Genomic DNA, 20977 nt, shown 5'->3' on the forward strand with positions numbered 1-20977 from the left:
TTAGACTTGAGGTATTGTATAACCGTTATTATAAGACGCTGTGATTAGCTTATCGGCATCTGTATCATTAAAAGAACCTTTTTCTTCGTCCCAATAAATCTTTTTCCCTGTACGGTAGGCAATATTACCCATTTGGGAAAATATCGCAATGTGAGCTCCCGCTTCAATCGGCGTATTGAGTGAAGCCTTATCACGGCTTTTCACCGCTTCGATAAAATTAACGGCGTGCAGATCCAACCCATTATCCACTTTCTTCTGCAATGGCACCGCTTCCATCCGATCACCTTCGGGTATTACCTCCCAACCGTCACGATTCACCACCAATGTTCCTTTATTTCCGATAAAGGCAACCCCGTGGTTTCGACCATAAGGACCTCCATCGATGCCATTGGCATGCTCCCATTGGATGTTAAAGTCATCAAATTCAAAGACCGTTGTCAGTGTATCCGGTGTTTCGGCGGCATCCTCCGGATAGGCGAACTTTCCACCTGCAGCCATAATGGATTTTGGCGTAGTTGCCTTCATACCGATGAGTGCATAATCAAGCATATGAACACCCCAATCAGTCATCAATCCCCCTGCATAATCCCAGAACCACCTAAACTCAAAATGGAAGCGATTAGGATTGAAAGGACGTTTTTTTGCCGGACCCAGCCAGAGGTCATAATCCACACCGGCCGGTACAGGGGCGTCCGGTTTAATCGGAATACTTTTCATCCATCCTTGGTAAGCCCAGGCTTTTACCAAACGTATCTTACCCAGTTTTCCCGAATGAACAAAGGCCATTGCATCTTTAAAGTGCTGCTGGCTACGTTGCCACTGTCCTACCTGCACCACTCGGTCGTATTTCTTTGCAGCAGCCACCATGGCTTTACATTCCGTAATCGAGTTGCCTAAGGGTTTTTCTACATAAACATCCTTCCCAGCTTGACAAGCTTCAATCATCTGCAAGCAATGCCAATGATCCGGTGTGCCGATTACGACCGCATCCACATCCTTGCTGGCCAGTAGGTCTCGATAATTATTATATCCTTTCGTTTTTATACCACGATCGGCAAGTTCCTTCGTTCGTTTATCCAATACATTTTTGTCAACATCACAGAGTGCCGTACATACTACATCCGGATGTTTTAAAATCGCATTCAAATCCGCCCAGCCCATTCCGTTAATCCCAATAGCCCCTATTCTGATTTTTTGCTGAGCATGTCCTGCAGCAATGCTGTAGAGATTAGGGAAAGCAGCTGATAAGCCTGTTGCTGCGGCAAGCGCCGTTGATTTTTTAATAAAGTTTCTTCTTGCGTTGTTCATAAATGGTTGCGTTATGGTTACCATTCAAAAATATATCTTTTTTTCAACAATGCCAACGTTTTCAAAAAATGTAAATAAGACATTTATTACAACCTTTATATCTTCACAAGCTATCACTTAGTTCGCTCCAAATAGCGGAAAAGCTCGGCCGAAGCCAACAGAAACGCTCCAACACCGAAATTTGCTTCCGATTTGATATCGACAACCTGACCAGGGATTGCTTTTTCGCCAATGGGCTGAACATAACCTACTTTACCATCAGGCTGTAGTGCTACCTCGCTCAGATAAGTCCATGCTTTTTTAACGGTGGGCAGATATTGCTTTTCACTCAACAAACCATTATTAATCCCCCATAAGTATCCATAAGTAAAAAAGGCCGTGCCACTTGTTTCATAACCAGGAGCATGTTGTGAATCCAGCAAACTTCGCGTCCAGTATCCTTCGGGTTGCCGGGCCTTCCGAACAGCCTTCGCCATCTCCTTAAAAAGTTGTTCATATTCCTTTCGATGGGCATCATCCTTCGGTAGATCGGTTAGTACCTTTGCTAAACCTGCAAAAAGCCAACCATCTCCCCGTGCCCAAAAATCCTTTTTCCCATTGCTGGTCTTATGCTTTGGATAAATGTATTTAGCATCGCGATAAAACAGCTTGGCGTCTTCATCATACATTAGGTTTTTTGCAAAACTGAAATACGCATACAACTTGTTCAAGTATTGCTGATCTTTTGTGACGGTATATAGCTTTGTCATTACAGGCATTACCATATAAAGACCATCAACCCACCACCAATAATCGTTTTTACCGGTGCTCATTTGATATTGCATAACCTCTTTTGCACGAGCGATTTTCCTTTCGTCCGGATTCAATTTATACAAATCAATATACGTTTGGAAACAGATCTGCCAATCACCAAACAACACATATTCGTCCGTTTCTCCATAGGAATACTTCCAAGTCGCTTTATCGGTGGATTTTGCGCCTTGCCACTCGTTGTGTATGGCCCAATCTTCCGAGTATTTACGATAGCGTTCCTCCTGTGTAACCTGATAGGCTTCCATATTACCCGTATGATAAGCGGCATTATCCCAAAAAGCCCGTACATTGGCGGGGTGTTTACTTTGCCAATAATCATTTACCTGGCGAATGATATTAATTACTTCCACTTTATCTGGCAGCTCCTGCGCATTTAACACAGTATATAGTAACGATGAAAGTATGACTCCTAAAAGAATAAAATGCTTTTTCATTTAATATTTTATTTGCGTTAAGATAGTAATCCACTCGATGGTTAGCAAACCTTATTCAGGAAAAAGAAGCTCCCTAAGGAGCTCCTCGATGTGAACAACAAACAACCCGATCTTTATTAACTATAGAGACTCTCTATGAAGCAGACCTCTCTTAACATTAATTATAACCTGGGTTCTGCTGTAAAACAGCGTCTCTATTTAATTGTATCTCTCTCAGCCAAAGGTGTCATTAGGATCAAACTGAAATGTGCAACCAATTCGGTTACACATTCGATCATTATAACCAAACACAACATACATTTATAAAGATTGATACACCCGAAGTTCCTATATCCAGCGAATCCAATTTACGCTTCTTATTACAGCCTGTCGGCATATTAAGTGTCTCAATACTTAGTACAATATAAAATAGGTGACTTTATTTATGCATGGATTTCTATGTTATTAATTAAATTAAAAAGCCGTAGTGGACCCTGCTACATAAATATTTCTTGCTTTCATTAAAGCTTCTTGCGGCCCGGGTTCTCCGCTTGATCCTTCCATTTGCATATTAATAATCAACCAAAAAGGCTTATTCATAAAATCGGCGCGGTGTGTGGCCATGAGTTGATTGTCTATATAGTAATCTAAATCGACATGTGTCGCCGACACGCGACGTACGCGTAGCATATAATTATGCCAATTACCGGCGTTGGTTACCGGGGTAATCTTATTTTGCCAAGTAACATTTTGCCAACTAGGCCCCGTAGCGGTATTCTGCCAATTTCGGCTATCGCCCTTAAACTCCATTATATCGCTTTCCGGAGGCCAGCTATCGGCACCTGTTAACCAGAAGGCCGGCCAAGAACCACGAACCGTTGGCACTTGAAAATCACCTCGGATTTCCCAATAGGGAAGCGCGTCGGTAAAAGTTATCTTCTCCTTTAAATGAATAGCACCCGAATGGTAGCGAATGGGTAGATACGGATCATGCGGACTATTTCCTTCATTCCAGTTTATTCGGGTAGCCAAAATATTTAAGTCCGTTCCTGTTAAATAAATGTGATTATGATCGGTAGAACTTCCGTACATGCGTGCCGTCCCATTATGATCACTGCCCCAGGGATAAAGATAATTCCATTTTTGCTCAAAGGTTGTGTAATTGTTAAATGAAGAAGCGTCAACCAAGACCACGGGACTTTGCTGTAACACTACATTCTCCGTGTTGCTTAATTTGCCATCAACACCTGAACTTGTTTTTACTTCACCCAGCTCCTGCTTTGAACAGGCAAAGAACAGCGATCCCACTGGAATCATCCATCCTAGCTTTTTAAATAAAATAGGTACATTCATTTTGGTTCATATTTGTGTTTATACTAAAAATTGGTTTTATCACACAAACCTACGGAGTGCACTCTGCAAACAAGGGGGGTATACTCATACAATTCAGGGGGCAAATCCGTTAACAGAAACCATAACGATGATCAGTTTGCCGTCGGAATATTTATATAAGTGTACAATATAGTTTAATACAGTAAATCATCTAAATTAGCTGCTTCAAGGGGTAGTTTTTTGCCTGTCTCATCAATATAGAACCATTTATCGTCGTTGAAGACCGGTACCGGAAACATATCGACGCTGTCCGAACTCGTATAAAAAGCACCATTTCCCAAGCCCATGTTTGCATACTGCACCGGAACTATAATCTTTCCTTCAAAGGTGGCCAATCCGAATTTAGCTCCTTTCTTTAGTAAAAGTAGGCGATTATTCTTCGTCGGAATGATGTCATTGTAAATCGGCTCCAATAGCACTTGCCCCTTACTATCGGCTAGGCCAACGCGCAATTCGCTCGTATGTGAAAGCATTTTAAAAAGCAATATTTTATCGTTCAGAAACAGTTCAGAAAAATCCGAAAATTGTAGATCAGGCGCTACATAACCTTCAGAAAGTAAAGTTCGCCCGCTCTTATCGATGATATTTACGGGCCACAGCCGGTTGTTATAACCCATTTCTTGGAGCTTCCGGGCATCAACTACAACGGCAAGCCCTGCTCCGTTGAAATCCGATACCTTGGCATATTTTGGAGGTAGAAGCTCCTTTCCTTTTTCATCTATAAAACCATATTCTCCATGTTTTACGATCTTTGCAAAACCATTTTTGAAAGGAAACAGCGTAACATAGGTGGTATTCCGTTCGCCATTCAATTCAAAGTTAAACTGACTGGCATCATAAACGGTCCCAAGCTCTCTATCCTCCAAAATATCAAAAAGCTTCCCCTTTCTCCCATCATCTGATACAAAGAGCAGACGCGACGAGCCCACCTTCCAAACATAAGCGTAATCTAAAAATCGAACTTGCTTCGTTTCTACATTAAACAGTGAATAACCGTTTTGGTCGTTTTTTAACAGACAATATTGGGTGTTTATGGTGTCCTTGTCGGTGAAGGTTTTACCAATAATTTTTTGTCCCTGTAGGTTCCAAAATTCATAGGCAGGTTTATCATAGTCCCCTTTCGTTGTCATTATCAATTCGTGCTGCGGTCCCATCAGCTCAAAATGGTCGTAAACAGGCGGTATAACTTCCTTTTGTGATTTCACGTTATATAGGCCCACTTTCTTACCCCGCACAATTTCCGCTAACGAATCCGGTAAGCTTTCCAAAAAAGAGAAGCCATTATACTGTCCCGGTATCAACAAATTTCCATGAGCATCGAATACCGTAAAAAGCCCTTGCTTTTCCCCCACAATCAAGTTTCGATTTTCACCATCAAATTTAGCTTTGATATCCACGTCATAAAACTCCGGCGGGTAATACCTTACGTTGTCCACGAAATAAAGACCGTAGTAAGCACGCTGCTTAACTTTAAAAACGGCTAAACCATCACTACCATTGGAGTAGAAATACTCGTTGGCATGCGTAATTTCTGCATTATTGACCTGCAATAGTTCTTTTTGATTCTTGTCAAATAAGATGGCCAGGTTATCCTTTCTAGCTACAAAATAATCATCATAAACCTTTACATCATCATATTGAGCCGGCAGTACCCATTTCCCCGAGTGGTTAACAACACCCATCTTACCATCGGCTTTTGCGAGAAGATAAGGTCCATAATACCCTAGGTAAGAATTAGCATTCGGTTCGTCGATCCATTCATACTGTGGCGGTGAAACCATTTCTCCATCCTGCCCGTAGATACCAATACCATATCGCGCCATAGAACCATTATTTCCTGTTTTAACAGTTTGCCGATGCGCTACGTTTATAATTTCTTTAACCAGCAAAAGACCTGCAACGATTTTAGGATAATCGTCCTGTTCATCTGCCAGGAATTCTTTTCTAGTGGGAATATGTACAATTAAGCGCTTCCCATTCTTCGTAAAAGATTCTACCCAATTATCGCTCCGCATGCCATAGTGACCATGTTCATAAACAAAGGGAAGTAGTTCTTTTCCGTTCCAATCCAGAATACCCCACTTACCATTATGACTTGCATATACATAAGAAGGTTTTCTTCCACAACCACCGCAGTAATCAAAGGCATCAAAGATGGCCGGTATTACCAACTTTTGCTCTTTGAAGCTGTAAATACCCCACTTTCCTTGTTGTTTTACATCAAAGTAATTACCATCTAAATAGCCGGCATCCTCAAAAAACGGCAACATCTTTCCCCCTTTAAGGTAGAAGGAAATTTCGTTAGCCTTCTTCAATTTCCAGTAATAGGGATTATCAACTCCCACACTGTCATACGCTGCCTTCAATAAAACTTCACCCCGTGGGTTCATCACTCCCCATTTCCCGTCCTTTATAAAGGGGATTACCTTAGTTGGTAGTAGTTCACTTTTAACAGACTCATCATAGGCGGCGATATCGTCTTTATTCCCTAACATGACATTTGCGTTCGGAACTACTGTATCAAAAGCCTTCCCGCCCTGTTTGTTTATATAGTATTCTTTTTCTCCTTTCTTAACGCGTGCATAACCATGATAAAAAGAAGCCAAACTGGTCAGCTGTTCAACTTGGCCAGCTATCGATCCTTGACTGTCATTTTCCTTCCCTTGCCCTGCGCCAAGTATGGGAAGCAAAAGCCAAACAACGATATAAAAGTATCTTCCCATATTAATAAGCTCCTTTTTTCTGCGTCTTTATTGGATAAATCGTTCCGTCCTTGGCTACGATGTGATACCACTCCCTCTCTTTTACCAAGACGGGCCAAGTGTGCTCATCACCCTCATAGTTAACAAATAACTCATCATATTTTGGGGCAAGCACTATTTCCCCGTCTTTAGTTGCCAAACCAATTTTACCGTTTTTCACAATTCGCACATAGCGTTGCGAACTATTGATTTCTATATCATCGTATTCTAGGTTTAATAAGAATTTCCCTTCTCGACTCCACAGCCCGTATTGATTATCTTGGCGTACCAGCAATAAATTGGGGTGGTCGTATACGGTATTGATTTGTTCCAGTTTTGCCGGAATTAGCTCTTTCCCATCTTTATTGATTACCCCGTAGCGATCCTTTCCATCCTCCGCTTTTTTCACGACGAAGGCTAGCCCCTTATAAAAATTTCCCACCGCCGTGTATCCTGCAAAGCGCCTTTCTCTAGCCTGCAAATCGATGAAAAGGTTGTGCTGATCACCGCTTATTTTTAGCAGGCCGCTTTCAAACGGAACTGCATCCTGATTTTCATTAATAGGTAAGCCGAAGCCCTGCTTTCGCAAACTGCCCTTCCAACTTGGATTTTCATAGACGACCTTTCCATCGCCATTTATCAGTTGTAAACTTTGGTCTTCCCGCTCCAGCAGGAAGAAATTTTCACTAACAGGATGATAATCGTAAACATTGGCATCAAAACCCCTGACACATTGCCCCTCGCTGTTGTAAAGCGCTGCCTCATAGGCGTAGTCCCTATCCTGTAGTTTACGGGTCACAACCAAATAATGTCGGCTAATCCAGCTGATTTTTTGATCAGCCACAGGAACTATAAAGGACTTTTGCACTAAATTAAATAGGCCCAGCTTTTCACCATCATATATAGGGACGAACGATGAATCGGACAAATCGATTCCGCCTAGGTTATAGTCCGTCGTCATTGCATATTGATCCTGCGGTAAGTGATACTTCGTCGGTAAAATCTCTTCCCCCTCTGCATCATATACACCATATAAATCTTTTGTGAAAACGCGATAGTAAGATTTTCCTCCTTGGATAAAGGGATCAGTCGTCAACAATTGATTGGGCGGAAATATAGGTTTACCGGACCAGTCGAGCCGATTACTTTGATCGCCCCGTTGTACATAAATGGTATAGGGTAATGCAGCTATTGCTTTCCTTTTTGCTTGCTCCTTTAAAGCTACCTCCGACAACTCAGCCCCATAAGATATGGGCGCCATTACCGCCGCTGCAGCAGGAAATACGGGTTGTCCTTCCGCATCCTGAAATTCAATCTCATCATAGCCAAAAGGGACGAGCAATTTTCCGCTGCTATCCACAACCGCTTGTTTCCCATCCTTTGCAACAATCGCCAAACGCTTAACAAAGTCGTCGATTTGGTCGTATTCAGCAGGAATAATCCAATTGCCTTGCGTGTTAATAGCCCCAAATTTACCTCCTTGTTTCACCTTTATTAAATCAATGTCACCTAAAGAGGATACCGCCTCAAATTGAGTAGACGTAAGCGCCTTTCCCCCTTGATCCAAAACACCATATAATCCGTTTTCAGAACAAGCAATGTAGGATGCCGAATGTGTATAAAGATTCGAAAGAAAAACGTATTTAGGTGGAATAATAACGGTTCCATCCGCCTTTGCCATTCCTTGCTTATCTCCTAGATAAATCGCCACACACTTATCATTCAAGTAGCATTTACGCACTTCGTCATAAATAGGCTGTTGGATGACATGACCATCCTCTGCAGCAGTCCACCCCCATTTGCCGTGTTGTTTAACTCCTATTAAATCCTTATTAATAATCTCTATCCCGTCATATTGAGGTGGGCTAATCTCACGACCCTTGACATTTATAACGCCATATTTGCCCTCTTTTTCGGTTATAATAAACTCATAATCGTAACTTATTCCTTCATACCATTGTCCTTTATACTCGTCTTTCAACTCAATACCGTCGTATTCGATAGCCGCAAGGATTTTCCCATTTTTATCCACAGCGCCGTACATGCCATCCTTTATCACACTTAACATATTTCCGGTGCTGTTTTCTACTTTATCAATTAGCAAGTTCGCCTCCGGTAAATACAGATATCTCTTGCCATCCAACTGTACTTCCGGAAAGGTTTCATACGACGAAAAATCAATAGCATCCACTACTGCAGGTGTCTGCCCAAAAACTGACAGATGAACCATGAAATATAGAAGCAACAAATAGCGTTTATTCATGAATCAAAAGTAAGCAGCATAAACTATTGCGTAAATCCCTGATTTCGGGGAATTCCGGAATAGTAACCGTCATGTTTAATGCCGCAAATGCAATCTTAAAAACGAAGACATACGCTTAATATTAATGAGATGATTAACCGCCTTACAGCATATTCGCCGGTCTACTTCTTATCTATGTTCGAGGAGCTCATTACTGCACGTCGTTGTTTCAACTGCAACCATTTCCTAACGGGTGTATCAAACAATCTCATAATAACATAGGCTAAACCTAAAGAAAAGGCAGTTCCAAGAATTATAATGAAAGTCAGCCGAAGCGTGTCTACCTGATGACTATTGTAATAATTGCCGAATATCCATATCATGGGAATATGAGTCATATATAAAGGATAAGATATTTTGCCGAAAAATACACAAAGTGACCTCATGCCTTCCGAAAGCTTTGTTCCCACGCCCAAGGTTAGTAGCAAAGGGAAATAAAACACAACAATACCGACTTCTACCAACCAGTTCCATTTAAAATATGGAACTATAAAAGCAAGCAATAGCAAAATGGAAAGCCCAACAAAGCCCATTTTATTTTTAACCAACCAGTTCGAACGATATACAAGCAGACCAGCTAAAAAAGAATAGGCAATACGCGCAGCACCATCCCAAGCGCTTTTTCCATCCCAACCACCGATCAAAGTACCTGCTTCATAACTCACCCAACCAAGCCAAATCATTGCCGCTAACCAGAGCAGGAATAAGGTTTGGCGACTTATTTTATAGAGCCAAAGAGCGTAAACAATATTCGCTACATACTCAAAAAATAACGACCACGAAGGTGTATTCAGTCCAAACAGACCATAACCGCGATCGGGCATAACGGGATAAGGAACCAACAACACCGAAAAAATAAAAATGAGCGAGAGCTGCCCTGCATCATAACCTATGTCGGAAAAAGGGTCAATCCAAACGCCAAGTAATCCCAATACAGACCCCAATAAAACGAGCGGATGCAAACGAATAAGCCTTGCCTTAAAAAATTGCCAGGGACCAATTTTAGTTATTCGTTCATCATAAGCATAACCAATGACAAAACCCGATAAGCAGAAGAAAAAATCAACTGCTAAAAAGCCGTGTCCTAAAAAATTTTGACTATAGTCAGGGTATACAAATTCCAGAAAATGAAAAACGACAATTGTAATAGCCGCCGTTCCCCGTAAACCATCCAGTAGATCATAATGAGGCTTGCTTTGCAAATACCTAATTTTAGGCTCCTGAGGCATAGTGGCTTCATCTTGGTTAAGATGCATAGGTAAGCTATTTCAAGGAAAAGCTATTCAGATATTTTGGCATATCATTCAGCGAAATTGCTTTTTACTGATAACCACGAATATAGCCGTGGTAAGGAACGCATATAACAGGAGATTCAATTTGAAAAAAAACCCTCCATTGCGGAGGGTTTTTTCGGAATATTACAAACATTATTTGATTTCCAGATCCACCATCACCGGAAAGTGGTCTGACGGAAACTTACCGTGGTAAGTATCCGTCAGCACACCCCATTTAAGGGCCTTAAAATCTTTGGTAACAAAAATATGATCAATGATTGCCGTTGCCTGTAGAGACTTTTCGTTGCCAAAACCATTGAACGAAGCATTGGGCTTATACGGTTTCGCTACCAGCTTTTGCGTATCCTTCAGCAAAGCCGACTGTGCTAAAGCTTGATACCATTCCGTTTCTTCAGAGCCGTTCATATCTCCCGTAAAGATTGTCGGAGCGCCTTGGGCAATTTCCTTGATCTTATTTAAGATCAACTTACTGCTTTCCTTACGGGCCTGTACACCTTGATGATCGTAATGCGCATTAAACACAAAAAACTCCCGCTTGCTTTTCTTATCGCGCAGCTGCACCCACGAGCATATGCGCTTATGCGATTTTGCATCCCAACCAAAGCTCGGCTTATCCGGTGTTTCTGACAACCAGAAATCGCCTTTCTTTAATAAAAAGAATCGATCTTTTTTAAAATAGATAGCCGAATGCTCGCCCCCTTCCTGTCCGTCATCTCTGCCTAGACCATACCGTTGGTATTCAGGCAAAGCGGCACTGATATCGTCCAATTGCCTCTTCAGTGCTTCTTGGGTACCAAAGATGTCAAAATCATGAAAGTCGATCAAAGCAGCCACTACAGGCGCTCTGTCCTCCCATAAGTTACCGGTATCACCCGGATTAGCGTAGCGTACATTAAAGGTAGCCACTCTTAATTGTTGCGCCTGTAATGTTGATATACCTATAATAAGGAGACACAATACGCCTATTATCTTTCTTTTCATCTTAACTCTTTTAAGGATCATTTTATTTATTTAAAATTAAAAAAACTTTACCATCCCGGGTTTTGGCTTAAGTTGTTATTTTTAACAATGGCCGTCGATGGAATAGGATACAGGTACTGCCGGCCATCCTCATACCATTTTCTAGGCTGTGCTTTAAACCATTCCAAATGCCTATTTGCCGTTAATGTCTGGTAATTTGTACTTTTCCCGCCAATTGCTACCTTCGCACAACCACTCGGTACCGCGATTGTTGGGCCTTCGGTATTGCCATCATAGAATACCACATCATAGCTACCATTATGGTCAAGATCCATCAGTACATTCAGTGCCGGCACATAAATTCCCGACCATTGCAAATTAGCCATGAGCTCGCCATGCTTCCAACGTTTCAAATCGTTAAAACGAAAACCTTCCAGCGCCAATTCCACTTGTCGCTCGCGACGAACTTCCAAGATAATCGGGTTACTTATGTCCGGAAAAAAGGTTTGCTGTAAATAAGTGTCCACCGTTGTTGGCAAGGTGGTCAAACCACCGGTAATACCCGCGCGTGCGCGCAATGCTCCGATCGATTTTGCCCAGTCTGCATCCGTTAACGTACCTAGCTCAGCCTTCGCCTCCGCAAAATTCAGCAGTATTTCCGCATAGCGCATTAAAGGGATCGCGTTCGTATTGTACGCTCCATTATCATAGTGAGGGTCGTCCAAGATATATTTGATGGGCTGATAACCTGTATAGGTATGGCTGCTAAAATTAGGCGGTGCTGCCACTCCCTTACGAGAATATCCAGGGGTGCGGATCAGCTGCGCTAAACGGTAGTCACGATTCTGGCACTCGTCATAAAATTCCTCCGTTTGAAAATCTGTCCGGCTGGTATAAGGCGTTCCATCAAGATTCAAAATGGTATTAATAAAAGGACGTACTAAGCTATAACGCGGACCGTAGGTTGCTGATGTCCACCACCAGTTGGCGCTGCTCATTACCGCCAGATCCTCGCTCATTGTTACCGCCCACATTACTTCCTGCGTAAGCGGTGCGTCACTGATAAATAATGCCCGCTGCGAACCTTCCACACCGGCACCTGTGTACAAAGAATAAGGGCCATTCTCCATTAATTCCGTAGCGGCATCTACTACATATTGATAAAAAGTATTGGCACTTTCCTGGAAATTCAACTCCGGGTGATATTTCCGATAGGAAGCTTCAAATAGCGCTGCCCTTGTTTTCAGGCCTAAAGCGGTCCATTTCGTTATCAGTGATCCGTCCGAGCTGGTAGATGAAATATTTTGCGAAGCAAAATCCAAATCTTCCATCACATGCTCCATTACCACGGCGCGCGAATCCCTTGTCCCATATAAAATGTCCGTTTCGTCAATACCCAAAGCATGATCTACCCAAGGCACATCTCCAAATCGCATAACCTTATCAAGATAAAAATAGGCACGGAAGAAACGGGCAATTCCTATGTAATTATTGCGTACAGCTTCACTCACATTGGGATCAGTGCAATGTTCGATGAAATAATTGATATTCCTAAGATCACCCCAGCTCCAACCATCACTTGTCTCCGGAGAGTAACCGCCTTCGCGGATAAAGCTGTTGAGGTTATTTACTGCGCCATAATCCGCCATTGCATCCCTATTATAAGCATTGCTTGCATCAGGCAGCATGCCATAGAAAGAGCGGCTATAAGCCGCTAAGCCATTTTCGCTCCCAAAAACATCTTCTTCCGTTGCGGTAGCCTTAGGCGTTTCATTCAATTCGCAAGATGAAAACGCCAATGCTGCCATGGCCAATAGAATCCACTTTCTTTTCATCACTTTAAATGTACAATTGCGTTTCGATTTCTTGTTTTGCGACCCGCTATCGCTATATATTTCTTTCAACATGATTGTTTATCTTAAAAGTTGATTAACAGATTAAAACTTACACTGCGCATCGTTGGATAATTAAAGCCATCTCCGGAATTGGAGTTGCTGACATCTTCATCAGACTTACCAATATTCGCTACATCGATATCCTTGGTGTGCTTGTATAAAGGCGACCAAGTAAAAAGATTCTCACCGGATAAACCTACCCGTACCGCTTGCAGACCGGCTTTTTGTACAAAGGCTTTAGGCAAATTGTATCCTACCTGCAGGTTACGCAAGCGTAGATAAGCAACGCTTTGCAGGTAACGAGTTTGCGCCGTATTTTGTATGGAAGTATTATAACCGGCGTAACGGGGTAAGTAAGCGTCCCGATTATCCTCCGTCCAGTAATTGTTCAGGTGCCACGTTGGCAAGTTATTATAAGGCCGGTTGAACTGCCCCCAGAAAATCGACTCGTTACTTGGATACCAATCCTGTTTACCTACACCCTGAAAGAACGCCGATACATAAAAGTTACTATAATTTAAATTCAGGTTGAAGTTATAGATATAACGCGGTTCAGTATTACCAATAATAGTCTTGTCGCCATGATCGCTCAGTGTATTCGAACCATAATCAATAACGCCATTACCATCTAAATCCGCAAAGCGTACATCTCCCGGATATACCACACCCGAGTTTGAAGATTTAATCAAAGTTTGTTTAGGTGCTGCGTCAATTTCTTCCTGCGATTGGAAGAGACCTTGGGTTACATAGCCCCAAACATCCCCTACACGTTGCCCGGCATAATAGTCGGTAATAGCTCCCGTGGTATTATTATACCTGTCGATCGTCGAACGGTAATCCGCCAAACCGGCTTTTACACTGAAGCGGAACGGTTTGTTGGCTATATTAAATTGGTCATTATAACCGATCGATATCTCATATCCATTCGTGGTTAAGTCGGCGTAGTTACCCTTTGGTGATTCTGCTCCGAAAATATCCGGTAAAGTAGGACCAACCGTATACATATTCAAGGTTTTGCGCGTATAAATATCACCGGTAAAAGTCAGCTTGCTATTTAGTGCTACCAAATCCAAACCAAAGTTAGCTGTACGAGCCGTCTCCCAGGTCAAGTTATCAGGCCGTATGGTTGGCCTTGAGGTTACGGGATTTTTAGCCCCATTCAAAATAATACCCTGTGTTGTAATGTTATACGTATTTAAGAAGGTATAAGGATCGATGTTTCCATTTCCAAGAGAACCGTAGGATGCCCGTAACTTCACATCCGAAATGGCCTTCGGATTAACATTCCAGAAAGACTCCTGCGAAAGGCGCCAGCCAACCGAAGCCGAAGGGAAGAAGGCCCATTGCTCATCGGTCGGAAACTTCGAAGACCCATCGTAACGACCGTTCACTTCAAAGAGGTATTTATCCTTAAAAATATAATTCGCACGGAAAAAGACACCCGCAATCCGATACTTATTATACCCCGCTGTAGCTGTTACGGATTCGCCTAAAGCCAAGTTAATATTTTCGGTATTTTCTGTTAACAAACCATTCTTGGTAATATAATTGGCATCGTAGACCCGCTGCTCATAGTTATAACCTACCAAACCTTTAAAATAATGATCGCCCCAAGTTTTTTCATAATCCGCGTATAGATTCGTAAACAAGTAGCGCCACTTCTCGGTAAGCTGATAAATGTTATCGTTGAAAGAAGTACGTAACAGCAGAGTTTCTCCCTCCTTCACGCTATAAGGTACGGGCACCCTAATCCGCGTAGACGTAAAATCGCGATTACGGAAAGTAAGATCCCCACGGATATGGAAACTGTTATTAAAGAACTTCGTTTCAAAAGAAGTCGTATTCCGTAAATTATCGTTTTTGCTATCCACACCGTTCTTGCCATAGATAAAGTCGCCCACCGTGTAAGCCGCAGAATAGGATAAAGTACCGTCAGGATTGAAGATGGGCGACGTGGGGTGCCCTTCATCGTCAATATTGCGCCATATATTCCCTCCTTCACCGGCCGTTTGCGGATCATGATATTTAGATAAATTAAAATCCATATTATTGCTGATCCGTAGCCAATCAGTTACCTGTAAGCCGCCCTTTGCGCGTAGGTTATAGCTATTGTAATCATCTGTATTATAGCGATAAATACCGTTATAGTCATACAGACGCCCCGATAAATAAAAATCTGATTTTTCCGTTGTACCCGATACAGATAGATTATGGTCCTGCGCCCACGTTCTATCTTTCAACAAGGTGCCAAAGTAATCCGCATTACCATAATATACATATTCACCATTATCATTTACGGTTACCTCTTCGGTAATGCCCTGCTCTTTCCTCCTTTTAAACTCTTCCAGCCAATCGAGCGTAAAGATTTGTGTCTTATTTAACTTACTCGGCACCGACGAGTAGTTGTTCCATGCATTATAAGCTTCAAAAAAGTGCGAAGCGTAGGTGTAGCCATCGGTCACAAAATCCGGTTGCGTCGCTAGTTGTTGCATGGACGTGTTCCCGCTGTAAGTAAAAGAGGTCTTTCCTAAAGCTGCTTTTTTGGTTGTAATCAACACGACACCGAAGGTACCGCGCGAACCGTATACCGCTGCTGAGGAAGCGTCTTTCAGGACCGATACCGACTCAATATCGTTTGGGTTCAAGGTCGAAGGATCACCTTCAACACCATCAATCAATATCAAGGCGCTTCCACCCTGACCAATAGAGGTGGTACCTCGCACATTATAGCTCGGCGAACGAGTCGGTTTCCCGTCCTGTAAATTGATGTTTAAGTTCGGTACGGCACCTGCCAACATTTGCGTTGCATTAGCGGCCACGCGCCCTTCAAATACTTCACTGCCCACCTGATCTACCGCACCGGTCAAGTTTACTTTCTTTTGCGTGCCATATCCTACAACCACTACCTCATTTAACTCGCCGCCTTTCGCTTTCAACTGAAAGTCGGCCGTCGTAGGTTTACCTTCCTCCACCACTACCCCATTTCGCACCTGTGTTTCAAAAGACACATAGGATACCTCCAAGGTATAAGTGCCTGCCGGAACAGAAATCAGGTAGTTCCCTTCTTCGTTAGCCGCCGTGCTCCTGTTCAGTTCACGGATACGTAAACTTGCACCGGGCAAGGCCATTCCTTGGTCGTCCACAATCTTTCCGGAAAGTGGCATCATCTGCCTAGGAGGATTATAGGTTACTACCAGGTTGTTTCCCTGTTGCTCATAACGCGTATGCGTTTGCGCCGAAATCTTATTTAGTGCTTCGGCCATTGTGCCTTCCATTTCGAGCGAAAGCGACTTGTTTTTCGGAATCGCCCCATCGCTGTACACAAATCGGAAATCACTTTCCCGTTCCAACTGTTGCAAGACTTCTTTGAGCGACTTGTTACGTAAATGGAGCTTCACCAGTGTCTTCGATAGCTCTTGAGCCTTCACCGTGTTGGCGCAAACAAGGCTATAACTCCACAGCACCACCGACAAAGCAAAGCAACCAGTGCTGAACGCTTTCAGCATAAAGTTTAGATAGTTAGGTATTCGATTGTTCATCCCTGATTTTGATTTTGCAAATTTTAACTTATTTAATATAGACCTGATTCTTTTCAATTCGATAAGAGAAAGAGCTGCTCTTACTTAGCATATCCAGCACTTTGTTAATGGGTAAATCTTTAAATTCACCGGTGAAACGCCGATTTAACAAAGACCGGTTATTAACATGGATTTTTACACCATACCATTTTTCCATTAAGGACGCTACTTCGGCAAAACGTTGCCCGTTAAAAGCCAAGACCTCCTTACGCCAAAGCCCCCAATAATCCTTATCATTGATGGGCAACACGCTACTTTCCTTGGTTAATTTATTATAGTTGATTTTTTCGCCTGGTTTTAATACAGAGGACGATGAGTCATGGTCAACACGTACCGATCCCGTTATCAGCGCCACAAAAAGATGATCGTCGTCACCAAAAGCCCGCACGTTGAACGACGTTCCTAAAACGTGAGTCCGCAGCTCTTGACTACGTACAACAAATGGCCGTGCTTTATCCGGCGCTACCTCAAAAAAGGCTTCGCCGATTAATTCAATTTCCCGATTCTGTTTATTATAAGTATTGGCATAGCGCAATACACTTCCTGCATTCAGGTAAATTAAGCTTCCGTCTGGTAAGGTGATTTTCTTTTTCTCGCCATAGTTGGTTTTTATTTCCGTCACATGAGGTGCTTCCGGACCTGGTGTTTTTACCTGTTGGGCGTAATAAAGTATTGCCAACCCAAACCCCAAGGCAATACTGGCTGCCGCTGCCCAGAAGGCTGGGAATCTCCTCTTTACTCTTCTTTCAGGGCTTTCGATGCGTGCCATTACCGAGGCTATCCGCTTCTTCCCCGCCGATGTTAGCGGGGCATTTTCAAAGTGCTCCGTGTCCTTCCATAGTTCGCGTATTAATTCCTCTACTCGTTCTTTATATTCGGGATTCCCCAGCAAGCTGAAAAAAAGTTCCCTTTCCTCTTCACTTAGGGTTTGACTTCTATACTTTTTAAATAGGGTTTGTAATAACGTCTCATTCATCTAATAAGATGACAGAACGACCTATTGAAAAGAGCTACGCTCAGAGATTAAGCTTCGTTTAAAGATTTGTTAAGAAAAAGTAAACTAAGTATCTGTAAACTCAGCTTCACTTTTGATATAACAGTCTGGGTGTTTATATTAAAGGAACCTTTTCTTTAGTCACTTTTATTCGTTATTGTTTGTTTTAAAAGGCACTCATGCTACTTCGTGGTTTCCGCAAAAAGTGACGCAAAACCGAGCAAGGCGAGCTCATGAACGCCTAATGAAATAAACAATATGTGAATAAACTCGTCGCTTCCTGCCTACCGCAGGCAGGCAAAATTTACAGGAACGGTAGTGCCTCCCAATACGAAATGTAAATTTTGGAGGCGACATTTAGCGGAACGGAGGGCTTTTACTTTTAACCGAACGTATTATTCTTTAGCCTGGTACTATAGCCCTGTGTGAAGGGAAAACGGCCTCACAGCATGAGCGTTAAGAAGATTTAGGATAACCCTGGGAAAAAATCATGTGAAGAAGCGAAGGGTTGACAAGCGTGGCGGAGCGGCTCCACAGGATTGCGCTTGTGGCCTAAATCTTTAGCGAAAGGATGTGCAGCCTTGATGTTTGCCTCACTTTGCATCAAAGGTAAAGTGAGAAAAAATTAATGAAACATAAAGAACGAAAAAATTTGGATTAAGCCAGAGTGACAACAAATTGATTTAAAAAAAGGTTCCTTTTATACAATCACTGAACGTAACATTAAGATAATATAGCATTATTACTTTTGCCGCTGTAATCTGAAAGAGGTATCTTATGAATCAACCGGTCATGTCTCGACAGCAAGAAAAAGCATTGCTGTTGGAGATCAAGCAAGGTAATGCCTATGCATTGGAAAGCTTGATGATGCGTTACGAAGAACGGGTGTTCCAATTTATTCTTCGTTTGGTAAATTCCAGGGAACTTGCAGAAGAAATTACGCAAGACGTGTTTGTGAAGATCTGGGAAGGTCGAGAGCATTTAGGCAAAATTGACTCGATAGGGGCCTGGATGTACACCTTGGGAAAAAATAAAGCGATCAATTTATTAAAAGAATTAACGGCCAGAGCTGCCCGTGAAGAATATTATGCAAAGGATCGTGATTGGTCGATTGGTGGAGAAATTGAATCAGAAGAAAAGGGGGATATTTTTAGCTTGGTAGATGAAGCCGTAGCACAAATGCCCGAAAAATGTCAACAGATTTTTATCTTAAAACGCGATGAGGGTCTGAGTAATGAAGAAATTGCAGATCGTTATAATCTTTCCATTCATACGGTTAAAAATCAATTGAAAAAATCTTACGCTATATTACGCAAATCTATCGTGGAACAAACCTTACTTCTCATCCTTTATTCTTTTTTATCTAACCGATAAGTTTATATCCCACGTATTATGGATACCCTTCAAATCAGCTTTACAAACGGGATAGGATATATAAAATAAATCCTTCGCGGATATCGAGGCACAAACAGTAAAGCATAACACCAAAATAACAACTGCTTAACAAGAAGTTAAATTTAGCAAACTAGCTTTGAGGCCGAACGTGTCTAACCTTATGTCTGGTTCTATCTTAGACGAACTCTTCGAACACAGCAAAGCCGGTGATTCTGTCGCTTTCACATCATTGTATAGGGATACTTGGCAAAAGCTTTATCAATTGGCATTCCGTAAAACGCAAGATGAGGAAGAAGCAAAGGACATTGTACAAGATATTTACATCCAATTATGGCAAAAGAAGGAAAACATTCATATTCAAGGTTCGGTAGAAGCTTATCTATATAGCATGACCAAATATGAGTTGGTCAGACGTATGCAGCGCTCGCTAAAGGACGAAGCGCATCGATTCGATTACCGTCAACTTATCGATACCTTAACCCATGCCGATGACCAGCAATTATTTGCAGAAGAATTGGAGGCACAACTGAAAAAAGAAGTGGATGCACTCCCTACCAAGCAACAGCATATCTACCGCTTACATCAAGAAGACAATCTGAGCACTGAAGAGATTGCACAAGAACTCGGATTGGCCGAGCAAACTGTCAAAAATCAATTAGGACACGCGAAGCGTAAAATACGACTGGCTATTAAAGATCACATGCTCTCCGTTATATTCTTTTTTTAGCCCACAACATAAAACACATAATTTATTAACAATTTGATAACCTAATCCCATTGGTACCCATGTCGGCATTTTTACTCCTATAGAATAAACGCACCAACATGGATCAAGATAAGATACGTAATTTATTAGAGAAGTATCTCAGGGGCACTTGTAGCCAAGAAGAAAGAGAACTGATCGATCGCTGGTTCGAAGCTGATCAGCGATTCGAACAGCCCTTAGCTACCGGAAAGGTTCAGGAATTAGAAGAAGCGATACTATCACGTATTCAAGAACATTTACCCCTAAAGCATCGAAACCGGAATGATACTCACAGGCTATGGTTCACAAGTAGTATCGCAGCTTCTATCGCATTGCTGATCGGTGTATTTATTCTTTTTAGTAAAAGGAGCCAAAGCGGCAGCGAAGGTAAACAGCCTGTACCTAAACTTTTTACCTTTCACACTGAACCAGGGCAGCGGGCTAAATTGCGACTACCGGACAGTAGCACAATCTGGTTAAACGGCAATACCGCGATACGGTATGATCAACACTTTGCCGGTCCCAATCGCGCTATTTATCTTGACCAGGGAGAAGCTTTTTTTGAAGTATATCCCAATCAGCATAAACCCTTTATCGTATACACAACTAAGCTGCAAACGCGCGTACTTGGTACTTCCTTTAATTTACAAGTACAGAATCATCGCAATCAATACAGCTTAAGTATCAATACCGGCAAGGTGAGCGTTAGCCATAACCAAGGTAAAATACAGCATACTGTGCTTACCGCCGGGCAGCAGTTCACCTACGATTATATCAATGGCAGGCACCAAATCAAGGCCATCCAACCCGGAAGCGAGCACGCTTGGATTTATAATGAGCTGGTATTTCAAAGCGCCTCTTGGAAAGAAGTTGTTGCTCAGCTACAAACATGGTATGGCGTAAGCATTCATTTAAACCTACGCAGGGGGCAACATGAAACCTTCACTGCCCGATTTGAAGATCCAACGCTGGAGGCCGTGCTAAAAGCCTTACAAAAAATCAATCCATTTCAATATACCATCAAGAAAAAGGAGGTTCATATACACAACTAAAACCCGTTAAACAATAAACCGAAACTGTTGACAGCAGTTCCGGTTCCATCTGTTTTCAATCGTTCTTCCACAAACAAATCAAAAACAAATAAAG

General features: G+C 42.3%; 13 protein-coding genes. 3 read left to right on the forward strand and 10 right to left on the reverse strand.

What is annotated here, in order from left to right:
* The 10 genes from FKG96_RS00740 to FKG96_RS00785 all read right to left on the reverse strand — a co-directional run bounded on the left by FKG96_RS00740 (position 1) and on the right by FKG96_RS00785 (position 17673).
* Complete coding sequence (locus tag FKG96_RS00740; protein WP_130855096.1) at positions 1–1308, reverse strand: Gfo/Idh/MocA family protein; 1308 nt, start codon at positions 1306–1308, stop codon at positions 1–3.
* Positions 1309–1421: 113 nt separating this feature from the next.
* Complete coding sequence (locus FKG96_RS00745) at positions 1422–2555, reverse strand: glycoside hydrolase family 88 protein (protein ID WP_130855095.1); 1134 nt, start codon at positions 2553–2555, stop codon at positions 1422–1424.
* Between the two features lie 453 nt (positions 2556–3008).
* On the reverse strand, positions 3009–3887 hold the full coding sequence (locus tag FKG96_RS00750) for a family 16 glycosylhydrolase (RefSeq protein WP_130855094.1): 879 nt from the start codon (positions 3885–3887) through the stop codon (positions 3009–3011).
* 173 nt (positions 3888–4060) lie between these two features.
* A complete protein-coding gene (locus FKG96_RS00755; RefSeq protein WP_130855093.1) occupies positions 4061–6649 on the reverse strand; it encodes a WG repeat-containing protein in 2589 nt (862 codons plus the stop codon).
* Between the two features lies 1 nt (position 6650).
* Positions 6651–8930, reverse strand: coding sequence for a WG repeat-containing protein (locus FKG96_RS00760; RefSeq protein WP_130855092.1), 2280 nt, complete (start codon positions 8928–8930; stop codon positions 6651–6653).
* A gap of 161 nt (positions 8931–9091) precedes the next feature.
* Positions 9092–10225: an acyltransferase gene (locus tag FKG96_RS00765; protein WP_130855091.1), complete on the reverse strand. Its 1134-nt coding sequence runs from the start codon at positions 10223–10225 to the stop codon at positions 9092–9094.
* Between the two features lie 171 nt (positions 10226–10396).
* Positions 10397–11245 carry an endonuclease/exonuclease/phosphatase family protein gene (locus FKG96_RS00770; RefSeq protein ID WP_130855090.1) on the reverse strand — a complete coding sequence of 283 codons (849 nt, stop codon included), beginning with the start codon at positions 11243–11245 and terminating at the stop codon, positions 10397–10399.
* Positions 11246–11292: 47 nt separating this feature from the next.
* Positions 11293–13131 carry a RagB/SusD family nutrient uptake outer membrane protein gene (locus FKG96_RS00775; protein ID WP_207303723.1) on the reverse strand — a complete coding sequence of 613 codons (1839 nt, stop codon included), beginning with the start codon at positions 13129–13131 and terminating at the stop codon, positions 11293–11295.
* An 11-nt stretch (positions 13132–13142) separates the two neighbouring features.
* The gene (locus FKG96_RS00780; protein WP_130855089.1) at positions 13143–16658 is read right to left on the reverse strand and encodes a SusC/RagA family TonB-linked outer membrane protein; all 3516 of its coding nucleotides are present in this window, start codon (positions 16656–16658) and stop codon (positions 13143–13145) included.
* 28 nt (positions 16659–16686) lie between these two features.
* Complete coding sequence (locus FKG96_RS00785) at positions 16687–17673, reverse strand: FecR family protein (protein ID WP_130855088.1); 987 nt, start codon at positions 17671–17673, stop codon at positions 16687–16689.
* 795 nt (positions 17674–18468) lie between these two features.
* On the opposite strand from FKG96_RS00785, the gene FKG96_RS00790 reads away from it, so the two are divergent.
* The 3 genes from FKG96_RS00790 (at position 18469) to FKG96_RS00800 (ending at position 20883) form a co-directional block, all read left to right on the forward strand.
* The gene (locus FKG96_RS00790; protein WP_130855087.1) at positions 18469–19065 is read left to right on the forward strand and encodes an RNA polymerase sigma-70 factor; all 597 of its coding nucleotides are present in this window, start codon (positions 18469–18471) and stop codon (positions 19063–19065) included.
* Positions 19066–19246: 181 nt separating this feature from the next.
* Entirely contained in the window at positions 19247–19813 is a 567-nt protein-coding gene (locus tag FKG96_RS00795; protein WP_013664110.1) for an RNA polymerase sigma factor, read from the forward strand.
* 98 nt (positions 19814–19911) lie between these two features.
* Positions 19912–20883: a FecR family protein gene (locus FKG96_RS00800; protein ID WP_130855086.1), complete on the forward strand. Its 972-nt coding sequence runs from the start codon at positions 19912–19914 to the stop codon at positions 20881–20883.
* The last annotated feature ends 94 nt before the right edge of the window (positions 20884–20977 follow it).

Source organism: Olivibacter sp. LS-1 (genome assembly GCF_008245145.1).
Taxonomy (GTDB): Bacteria; Bacteroidota; Bacteroidia; order Sphingobacteriales; family Sphingobacteriaceae; genus Olivibacter; species Olivibacter oleidegradans.